This window comes from Caulobacter sp. SSI4214 (assembly GCF_012184455.1).
Taxonomy (GTDB): Bacteria; Pseudomonadota; Alphaproteobacteria; order Caulobacterales; family Caulobacteraceae; genus Caulobacter; species Caulobacter vibrioides_E.
In genome coordinates this window covers 1-10,367 of the sequence record NZ_SZWJ01000123.1, presented here as the reverse complement: position 1 = coordinate 10,367, position 10,367 = coordinate 1, and the positions used below count along the sequence as shown (strand labels likewise).

At 68.9% G+C, this 10,367-nt stretch carries 8 protein-coding genes; all 8 read left to right on the top strand.

Features of this window, described 5'->3' with window-relative positions; translation table 11 throughout:
- The first annotated feature begins 203 nt into the window (after positions 1 to 203).
- Positions 204 to 2,147: a M61 family metallopeptidase gene (locus FCU40_RS21380; protein WP_168077718.1), complete on the top strand. Its 1,944-nt coding sequence runs from the start codon at positions 204 to 206 to the stop codon at positions 2,145 to 2,147.
- A gap of 337 nt (positions 2,148 to 2,484) precedes the next feature.
- Positions 2,485 to 4,905, top strand: a complete 2,421-nt coding sequence (locus FCU40_RS21375) for a glycoside hydrolase family 3 N-terminal domain-containing protein (protein WP_168077716.1) — start codon at positions 2,485 to 2,487, stop codon at positions 4,903 to 4,905.
- Between the two features lie 214 nt (positions 4,906 to 5,119).
- Positions 5,120 to 5,533 carry a group III truncated hemoglobin gene (locus FCU40_RS21370; protein WP_168077715.1) on the top strand — a complete coding sequence of 138 codons (414 nt, stop codon included), beginning with the start codon at positions 5,120 to 5,122 and terminating at the stop codon, positions 5,531 to 5,533.
- Complete coding sequence (locus FCU40_RS21365) at positions 5,530 to 6,228, top strand: 2OG-Fe dioxygenase family protein (RefSeq protein WP_168077711.1); 699 nt, start codon at positions 5,530 to 5,532, stop codon at positions 6,226 to 6,228. The genes FCU40_RS21370 and FCU40_RS21365 overlap by 4 nt, the downstream gene beginning before the upstream one ends.
- Positions 6,229 to 6,343: 115 nt before the next feature.
- The gene (locus FCU40_RS21360; RefSeq protein WP_168077710.1) at positions 6,344 to 8,314 is read left to right on the top strand and encodes an HWE histidine kinase domain-containing protein; all 1,971 of its coding nucleotides are present in this window, start codon (positions 6,344 to 6,346) and stop codon (positions 8,312 to 8,314) included.
- A 131-nt stretch (positions 8,315 to 8,445) separates the two neighbouring features.
- Positions 8,446 to 9,075, top strand: a complete 630-nt coding sequence (locus FCU40_RS21355; RefSeq protein ID WP_241693679.1) for a PepSY-associated TM helix domain-containing protein — start codon at positions 8,446 to 8,448, stop codon at positions 9,073 to 9,075.
- Positions 9,076 to 9,085: 10 nt separating this feature from the next.
- Positions 9,086 to 9,595 (top strand): DUF2271 domain-containing protein, encoded by a 510-nt coding sequence (locus tag FCU40_RS21350; protein WP_168077709.1) that lies wholly within the window; start codon positions 9,086 to 9,088, stop codon positions 9,593 to 9,595.
- Between the two features lie 14 nt (positions 9,596 to 9,609).
- Positions 9,610 to 10,367, top strand: a 758-nt coding sequence (locus FCU40_RS21345; protein ID WP_168077708.1) for a DUF4198 domain-containing protein, incomplete at its 3' end; no start/stop codon positions are given.

Sequence of the window (10,367 nt, the reverse complement as noted above, 5' to 3'; positions counted from 1 at the left end):
TCTAAGGAAGGCCAAAGGCTCCTCCGCGTCGCGGGGGAGCCTCGCTTTCGCGTTACCGGGACGCCGCTTCGTTTCAGGCCCGAAACGAAACCCGTCCGATCACCAACCTTCCGCGTTCGAAGGCCAACTTGTCCTCGACAAGCGAGAGATGACGCCACAAACATCCCGACTTCTCGTCGCGGGACGCGAACCCGCGCGCCGCATTGGGGTGTTTCGTGAAAGCGCTGTTCTTCTCGGTCTCGGTCCTGTCTCTCGCCGCCACCGCCGCTCTGGCCCAGAGCGTCCCTCTTCCGGAGTCGGCGCCGCCGACCCCGGCGATCGCCGCTCCGCGCGACGTCCCCTATGTCGGCCCGCTGAAGATCGCCGTCGACGCCACGGACCTGGACCGCAAGATCTGGAACGTCACGACAACGATCCCGGTCAACAAGGCCGGCGACTTCGTCTTCTACTATCCGCAGTGGGTGCCCGGCGGCCACTCGCCGCGCAACGACCTGGATAAGCTGGCCGGCCTGGTGGTCACCGCCAACGGCAAGCGCATCCCGTGGACGCGCGACGTGGTCGAGGTCCACGCCTTCCACGTCGACGTCCCGGCCGGCACGACCGAGCTGAAGCTCAGCTACCAGTTCCTGACCGCCGTGAACGGCAAGGTCGGCCGCATCGAGGTGACGCCCGAGATGCTGAACCTGCAATGGCTGCAGGTCGTGATGTATCCGGCCGGCTACTACACCCGCCAGATCCCGATCGAGGCCAGCATCAAGCTGCCCGAAGGCTGGAAGTTCGCCACCGCCCTGGAGACGGCCAAGAGCGACGGCCAGGTCACGACCTTCAAGCCGACCAGCGTCGAGGTGCTGGTCGACTCGCCGATGATGGCCGGCAAGTACTTCAAGTCGATCGAGCTGGATCCCGCCGGCCCGGTTCCGGTGCGCCTGAACCTGGTCGCCGACAAGGCCGAAAACCTTGAGGCCAAGCCCGAGCAGATCCAGATCCACAAGGACCTCGTCCAGCAGGCCTACAAGCTCTACGGCTCGCATCACTACGACCACTATGACTTCCTGGTCGCGATGTCCGAAAACCTGGGCGGCATCGGCCTGGAGCACCACCGCTCGTCGGAAAACGGCGTCTCGCCCAAGTACTTCAACGAATGGGACAAGCAGTTCGTCGGCCGCGACCTGTTGGCCCACGAATACACCCACTCGTGGAACGGCAAGTTCCGCCGCGCCGCCGACCTGTGGACCCCGAACCTGAACGTGCCGATGCGCGACAGCATGATGTGGGTCTATGAGGGCCAGACTCAGTACTGGGGCTACGTCCTGGCCGCCCGCTCGGGCCTCCTGACCAAGCAGCAAGCGATGGACGCCATCGCCGCCACGGCCGCCACCTACGACAACCGTCGCGGCCGCGACTGGCGTCCGGTGCAGGACACCACCAACGACCCGATCATCGCCAACCGCAAGCCGCTGTCGTGGCTCAGCTGGCAGCGCAGCGAGGACTACTATTCCGAAGGTCAGCTGGTCTGGTTGGACGCCGACACGCTGATCCGCGAGAAGACCGGCGGCAAGAAGTCGCTGGACGACTTCGCCAAGGCCTTCTTCGGCGTCGACAACGGGGCCTGGAACGAGAAGACCTACACCTTCGACGACGTCGTCGCCGCGCTGAACGGCGTCTACGCCTATGACTGGGCGACCTTCCTGAAGACCCGCATCCAGGAGGTCCAGCCCAAGGCTCCGCTGGATGGCCTGGAGCGCGGCGGCTACAAGCTGGTCTATACCGACACGCCCACTGAGTTCATGAAGACGGCCGAGGCCCGCTCGAAGGGCACGAGCCTGGCCTATTCGCTGGGCCTGTCGGTGGGCGCCGACGGCGTGCTGACCGACGTGCAGTGGGGCGGCCCGGCCTTCAACGCCGGCCTGACCCAGGGCCTGACCGTGGTGGCGGTCAATGGCGAGGCCTATGAGGGCGACAAGCTGAAGGCCGCGGTCAAGGCCGCCGCCAAGGCCGACGGCCCGCTGGTCGAGCTGCTGATCAAGGACGGAAGCCGCTACAAGACGGTCAAGATCGACTATCGCGGCGGCCTGCGCTACCCGCGCCTGGAGCGCGTCGCGACCGCTCCGGACCGTCTCGGCGACATCCTGACGCCGCGCAAGTAACGGTTTGGGCAGGTCTCGACCTCATCGCGACCTGCGACGATTTGGACAAGGGCGGGCGGCGGACACTTGTGTCAATCTCCCGCCTGTTCATTCCCCCTGAACGCGTACCAAAAGGACCCGTCCCCTCCTGAGCGGGTCCTTTTTCACGTCTGGAGTCCGGCGCGGACCCAAGCGCGGCGCCGGCTAAATGAGACCGGTACCATTTCTGTCTTGAGTGGTCAGACAACTACCCCCATAGTGGCGCCAAGCGCGGTCTCGAAACCGCCGACGACGCCATCGCGATTTCAAGTGTGAATCGAGGACCTGTCCCGGACGGGTCCAAGGGGGAAACGACCAGATGACCGCCACCCTCACCCGCCGCCTGTTCGGCGCGAGCCTCGCGGCCCTGTCCGCCGCCGCCATGCCCGCCCTGGCCCGCGCCGCCGACAAGGCCGCCAAGAGCGCCGGCGGCAAGCCGCTGTACAAGGATCCCGCCCAGCCCATCGACGCGCGGGTGCAGGACCTGCTGTCGCGGATGACGCTGGAGGAAAAGGCCGCCCAGCTGCAGGGCATCTGGCTGACCAAGGCCAAGATCCACGGCCCCAACGGCGAGTTCTCGGCCGAGGAAGCGTCGAGGAACTTCCCCAACGGCCTGGGCCAGATCTCGCGCCCGACCGACCGCAAGGGCATGAAGCCCGCGACCGTGGTCGACGCCGCCGCCGGCGCCGATGACGGCGCGGTCGGCCGCGACGCCCTGGAGACCGCCCGCTACACCAACGCCGCCCAGAAGTGGGCCGTCGAGAAGACGCGCCTGGGCATCCCGCTTCTGATGCACGACGAAGCCCTGCACGGCTATGTCGCCCGCGACGCGACCAGCTTCCCGCAGGCCATCGGCCTGGCCTCGACCTTCGATCCCGAGCTGGCCGAGAAGGTGTTCGCCGTGGCCGCCCGCGAGATGCGCGCCCGAGGCTCGAACATGGCCCTGGCCCCCGTGGTCGACGTGGCCCGCGACCCGCGCTGGGGGCGCATCGAGGAGACCTATGGCGAGGACCCGCACCTGTGCGCAGAGATGGGTCTGGCCGCCATTCGCGGCTTCCAGGGGACGACCCTGCCGCTGGCCAAGGACAAGGTCTTCGCCACCCTCAAGCACATGACCGGCCACGGCCAGCCCGAGAACGGCACCAATGTCGGCCCGGCCCAGATCGCCGAGCGCACGCTGCGCGAGAACTTCTTCCCGCCGTTCGAGCGCGCGGTGAAGGAGCTGCCGGTGCGCGCCGTCATGCCGTCGTACAACGAGATCGACGGCGTGCCCTCGCACGCCAATCGCTGGCTGCTGACCAAGGTCCTGCGCGAGGAGTGGGGCTACAAGGGCTCGGTCCAGAGCGACTATTTCGCGATCAAGGAACTGATCGCCCGCCACAAGCTGACCGACAAGCTGGCCGACACGGCGGTGATGGCCCTGCACGCCGGCGTCGACGTCGAGCTGCCGGACGGCGAGGCCTACGCCCTGATCCCGCAACTGGTGAAGGAAGGCCGCATTCCCCAGTTCGAGGTCGACGCCGCCGTCGCTCGGGTGCTGGAGATGAAGTTCCAGGCGGGCCTGTTCGAAAACCCCTACTGCGACGAGAAGACCGCCGACGCCAAGACCGCGACGCCGGACGCCATCGCCCTGGCCCGCGAAGCCGCCCGCAAGGCCGTCGTGCTGCTGAAGAACCAGAAGGGCGCGCTGCCGCTGGACGGCAAGACGATCAAGCGCCTGGCGCTGCTGGGAACCCACGCCAAGAACACGCCGATCGGCGGCTATTCCGATACGCCGCGTCACGTGGTGTCGATCCTCGAGGGCCTGACCGCCGAGGCCAAGGCCCAGGGCTTCCAGCTGGACTACGCCGAGGCCGTGCGGATCACCGAGCAGCGCGTCTGGGCCCAGGACAAGGTCAACTTCACCGACCCCGCCGTGAACGCCAAGCTGATCGCCGAGGCCGTCGAGGTCGCCAGGAAGGCCGACGTCGTGGTCATGGTGCTGGGCGACAACGAGCAGACCAGCCGCGAGGCCTGGGCCGACAACCACCTGGGCGACCGCGAGAGCCTGGACCTGGTCGGCCAGCAGAACGACCTGGCCAAGGCGATCTTCGACCTGGGCAAGCCGACCATCGTCTTCCTGCTGAACGGCCGTCCGCTGTCGATCAACCTGCTGGCCGAGCGCGCCGACGCCATCATCGAGGGCTGGTACCTGGGCCAGGAGACCGGCCACGCCGCCGCCGACATCCTGTTCGGCCGCGCCAATCCGGGCGGCAAGCTGCCGGTCAGCATCGCCCGCGACGTCGGCCAGCTGCCGATCTTCTACAACAGGAAGCCCACGGCCCGTCGCGGCTATCTGGGCGGCGACACCCGCCCGCTTTATCCGTTCGGCTTTGGCCTGTCGTACACCACCTTCGACATCTCGGCCCCGCGCCTGGCCAAGACCACGATCGGCCAGGGCGAGAGCGTCAAGGTCGAGGTCGACGTGACCAACACCGGCAAGGTCGCCGGCGACGAGGTGGTGCAGCTCTATGTCCACGACGAGGCCGCCTCGGTGACCCGTCCGGTGCTGGAGCTCAAGCACTTCAAGCGCGTGACCCTGGCGCCCGGCGCCAGGACGACGGTGAGCTTCGAGATCAAGCCGTCGGATCTGTGGATGTGGAACCTCGACATGAAGCGCGTGGTCGAGCCCGGCGACTTCTCGATCCTGGTCGGGCCGAACTCCGTCGACCTGAAGAAGGCGACGCTGACGGTGGTTTAGGGGCTAGATAAGTTGCTCCCCCCGCAACGCGGGGGAGCTGTCACGAAGTGACTGAGGGGGCGAACGCGGCATTCGTCCAGCTTGCCCCCTCCGGCCCTCTGGGCCACCTCCCCCGCGTCGCGGGGGAGGAATGACCCCCCTTAAGTAACAATCGAAAGCCAAGTTTGATCGTCCCGGGGTTCAGTCCCGGAGCGGAAGATCCCATATCGCGGCGATGTCCGCTTCAGACCGCGCCCTGGCCCGCGCCGACGCCGCCACGTTCACCGACGACGAGATCGACCGCCTGGTCGAGACCTTCTACGCCCGCGTCCGTCGTCACCACCGCCTGGGTCCGATCTTCGAGGCCGCGATCGGCGAGGACGGCTGGCCCGCCCACCTGTCGACGCTGAAGGCGTTCTGGTCGTCGGTGCTGAACGCCTCCGGCCGCTACAAGGGCCAGCCGATGGTCGCGCACCAATCGGTCGAGGGCGTCACCGAGGGCCTGTTCACGCCCTGGCTGAACCTGTTCCACCAGACCTGCGTCGAGATCTTCGACGCCCCGCGCGCCGCCATTGTCGGCCAGAAGGCCGAGCGCATCGCCGCCAGCCTGAAGCTTGGTCTGTTCTTCCGTCCGGACGCGGTCGCTTGAGCGCGCGCGAGACGCTGGCGGCGGACGGCTTCATCCGCTTCGAGGCCGACGAGACCAAGGCGCTGCTGGGCGACGAAGCGATCGCCCAGTGGAAGGCCTTCGCCGACAGCTGGAACGACCTGGGCCTCGACACCTTCATGGCCGACGGCGGCCGCTATCGTCGGCGACGGTTCGCGGCGTTCTCGGCCCGGCCCGGCGCGGTCGCGCGCAAGCCGCACCAGCCGCATTGGCAGAGCCGCGACTACAACCCGCTGAACGGCGGCGTGCAGCGCTGGTTCGAGCCCGTCACCGACGCCATCGCCGACCACCCGGTGACCCAAGGCCTGATCGCCGCCGGCCTGTCGCTGTTCGGTTCGCCGGCCGCCCCCTGGCACGTCGAGCTGCATCAGTTCCGCATCGAGGCCAAGGCCGGCGAGGCGGGCCTGCCCACGCCCGAGGGCGCGCACCGCGACGGGGTCGACTGGGTGATCGTCATGCTGGTGGATCGCCGGAACGTCGAGAGCGGCGTCACCGACATCTACGCGCCGGACGGGACCAGCCTTGGCGCCTTCACCCTGACCGCGCCGGGCGACGCCGTCTTCCTGGACGATCGCCGCGTGCTGCACGGGGTGACGCCAATCCGCCCCCGCGACGAGTCGACCCCGGCGGTTCGCGACGTTCTGGTCGTCACGTTTCGACAAGACGACGCCGCCTGAGTCGGCCACACGGGACGTGAAAACCGGTTATGCGACCGTTTGTCTCACCGCCTGATCGACCTCGGCGTGTCAGGTTGGCTTTCTCCCTTTTTCGAGGATCGAGCGTCGCCCGCGCATGTCCCAGGACGACCAAGCCCTGTCGCGCAACCCGTCGTCGGAGAGACGTTCCGTCCTCTCCGCGGCGATGGCCGACGCCGTGCCGGTCCTGATCAGCTATGTCGATCGCGACGAGCGCTATCGCTTCGTCAATCGCGCCTACGAGAACTGGTTCGGGGTCGACCGCTCCGAGATCGAGGGCAAGACCCTGCGCGAGGTGCTGGGCGACGACGCCTATGCCCGTGTCCGCCAGCACGTGTCCCGCGCGATGGCCGGCGAGAGCCTGACCTTCGAGGGCGAGGTCGACTACAAGGGCGCGGGCGTGCGCCATATCGAGGCGCGCTATGTCCCCGACGTCGCGCCGACGGGCGAGATCCTCGGCTACTACGCGCTGATCACCGACATCTCGGACCGCAAGACGGCCGAGGCGGAAATGGCGCGCGCCCTGGCGGGCGAGCGTCGGCGGGCCGTCCTCCTGGATCTGGGCCAGACGCTGCGCGACGAGCCCGATCCGATCGCCATCGCCCAGATCGCCGCCCGCCTGTTGACCGCGCAACTGGGCGTCGGCCGCGCCGGCTATGGCGAGATGCTGCCCGAGCCCGACATGACCGAGATCATCGCCGACGACGGCGATCCGCGAAGCGGGGTCGGGCTTCTGGGCGGCCGGCGACTGCGGCTCGGCGACTTTGGCCCGGCGATAAGCGTCGACATGCACGCGGGCCGCACGGTGACGGTCGGCGACGTCGCCCTGGACCCGCGCACCAACGACCCCGACGTGCTGGAGGCCTACGCCGCCATCGGCGTGCGGTCCTTCCTGACGATCTCGCTGGTCAAGGCCGGCGCGCTGTCGGCCTTCATGTTCGTGGCCCATGACGCGCCCCGCGCCTTTTCGGCCGACGATGTCGCCTTCGTCGCCGACGTCGCCGAGCTGATCTGGAGCGCCAGCCAGCGCGCCCGCTCCGACCAGGCCCTGGCGCGCGCCGCCGAGACCGAGCGCCTCTTGATCCGCGAGGTCGACCACCGCGCCAAGAACGTGCTGGCGGTCGTCCAGTCCCTGGCCCAGCTGACGCCGTTCGAGAGCAAGGCGCAGTACGTCCAGGCCCTTTCGGGCCGCATCGGCTCGCTGGCCCGCGCCCACAGCCTGCTGTCCACCGCCCGCTGGAGCGGCGTCGACCTGCGCGACCTGCTGCGGCAGGAGCTGGAGCCCTACGACGCTGACGGCGGCGAGCGGGTGGTTCTGGAGGGCCCGCCGGTGCTGATCGACGCCCAGGCGGCGCAGTCGATGGCGCTGGTGATTCACGAACTGGCCACCAACGCCAGCAAGTACGGGGCCCTGGCCCGTCCCGAAGGTCGCCTGACCGTGGCCTGGCGTTGGCTGGACGGCCAGACCCTGACTCTGGTCTGGCGCGAGAAGACCGGCGCGCCGGTGGCCGCGCCCACGCGGCGGGGCTTCGGCTCGACGCTGATCCAGAGCGCCGTCAAGCAGATCGGCTCGCGCGTCGCGATCGACTGGCGGCCCGAGGGGCTCGAGGCCAGCCTGTTCATCCAGGGCGGCGCCCACCCTCGCGCCGCCGACAGCACCCCGCCCTATCGGCCCGGACTGTCGACCGAGGACGTTCCGGCGCTGCGCGACCAGCGGGTGCTGGTGGTTGAGGACGAGGCCCTGGTCGCCATGGAGCTGGCGCGGGTGCTGACCGCCGCCGGCGCCGTGGTGGTCGGCCCGGTCGGCACGATCGCCGAGGCGATGGACCTGGTGGACGCGGCCCTGATCGATCGCGCCGTGCTGGACGTCAATCTGGGCGGACAGCCGGTGACGCCGGTGGCGCGGGCGCTGTCGCGCCGCCTGATCCCGTTCGTCTATCTGACCGGTTATCAGGACCCCGACGTCGACGGCGGCCCGGTTCTGCGCAAGCCGGTGGCGACCTCGGCCCTGCTGGGGGCCCTGGCGCGCGGCGCCCCCTTGACCGCTCGACCCGCCGGCGCGCAATAGGCCCGCAACAATCGATCCCTACGAGTGCGGCCCGCTCGGAAGCGAAAGGTTTTGCCTTCGCTCTTGCTATTGCAATTCGTTCTCAAGTATGGACGAGCCTCCGTCACCGAGGTTCTCGTGAAAAAGCGCTCGTGAAGTCCGCCGCCGACCAGCACCGCCGTTCCTTCTGGCTCAAGCAGCTGCACCAGTGGCACTGGATCAGCGCGGCCGTGTCGCTGATCGGAATGCTGATGTTCGCGGTGACCGGCTTCACGCTGAACCACGCCAGCCAGATCGAGGCCAAGCCGGTGGTCGTCGACCGCAAGTCGACCCTGCCGCCCGATCTTCTGGCCCTGCTGGCCAAGGGCCCGGAGACCGGCAAGCGCCCCCTGCCCGCCCCGTTCGAGCCCTTCCTGGCCAAGGCCGTCGGCGCCGAGGTGGCCGGACAGGTCGGCGAGTGGTCGGCCGACGAGGTCTATATCGCCCTGGCCCGGCCCGGCGGCGACGCCTGGGTCTCGATCGACCGCGCGACCGGCGCCGTCGAGCACGAGAAGACCACGCGCGGCGCCATCAGCCTGCTCAACGACCTGCACAAGGGCCGCAACGCCGGCAAGGCCTGGGGCTGGTTCATCGACATCTTCGCGGGCGCCTGCGTGGTCTTCACGATCACCGGCCTGATCCTGCTGCAGTTCCACGCCCGCTCGCGCCCGTTGACCTGGCCGCTGGTCGGGCTGGGGCTGGTGATCCCCGTCATCCTCGTCATCCTGTTCGTCCACCTTTGAGGCAGCCACCGTGAAGCGTTCGATCTCCCTGCTGACTTTCGCCGGCGCCGCCGTGGGGGCCGCCGCCCCGGCCTCGGCCGCCGACCTCTCGGTCAATTTCGACATCCCGCGCCTGACGGTGGCCGAGTACCACGCGCCCTTCGTGTCGATCTGGATCGAGAACCCGACCGACGCGGCCGCGCCCTCCCAGACCCTGGCGGTCTGGTACAAGCCCAACCACGAGAAGTGGCTGAAGGACATGCGCCAATGGTGGCGCAAGACCGGCCGCGAAATGACCTTCCCGGCCGACGGGATCAGCGGCGCCACCCACGCGCCGGGTCCGCAGAAGGTGACGTTCAGCGCCGCCAAGGCCCCGCTGAAGGATCTCAAGCCCGGCCAGTACGTGCTGGTGGTCGAGGCCGCCCGCGAGGCCGGCGGTCACGAGACCGTCCGCGTGCCCTTCACCTGGGGCAAGCCCGGCAAGCCCGGCACCGCCAAGGGCGCGTCCGAGCTGGGCGCCGTCACCGTCGCCGTGAAGTGAGGAAGGACCGCGCCATGGGCCTCAAGACCCGCCTGCTCGCCGTCGTCGCCCTGGGCGCGGCCGCCATCGCTCCGGTCACGGCCCAGGCGGCCCGCAACTGGGTGATGCCGTCGACCACGACGCTTTCGGGCTCCAACGCCTGGGTGACGTTCGACGCCGCCAGCTCCGACGAGCTCTATTTCCCCGACCTGCGCCCGCTGGCCCTGACCTCGATCCAGGTGATCGCCAGCGACGGCGCGGCCGACCAGGTCCAGAACGGTTCGCAGGGCAAGTTCCGCTCGACCTTCGACGTGCAGGTCAACAAGCCGGGCACCTGGAAGGTCGCCTCGGTCTCGACCATGGTCATGGCCAGCTGGACCGAGAACGGCGAGGTCAAGCGCTTCCGCGGAACGGGCGAGGACTTCGCCAAGCAGGTTCCGGCCGGGGCCGCCGACTTGAAGACCATCCGCAATGTCAGCCGCAACGAGACCTTCGTCACGCGCGACAAGCCGACCCGCGAGGCCCTGAAACCGACCGGCAAGGACCTGGAGATGGTCCCCGTGACCCATCCCTCGGACGTCGTCGCCACCGAACCGGCCACCTTCCAGCTGCTGCTGAACGGCAAACCGGCCGCCGGCGTCGAGGTCACGGTGATGCGCGGCTACGATCATTGGGCGACCAAGCCCGTCGGCGAGATCACCACCAAGACCGGCCCGGACGGGGCCTTCAAGGTCACCCTGCCGCAGGCGGGCCTGTGGTGGATCAGCGCCAGCCTGCGCACCGGCGAGACGGG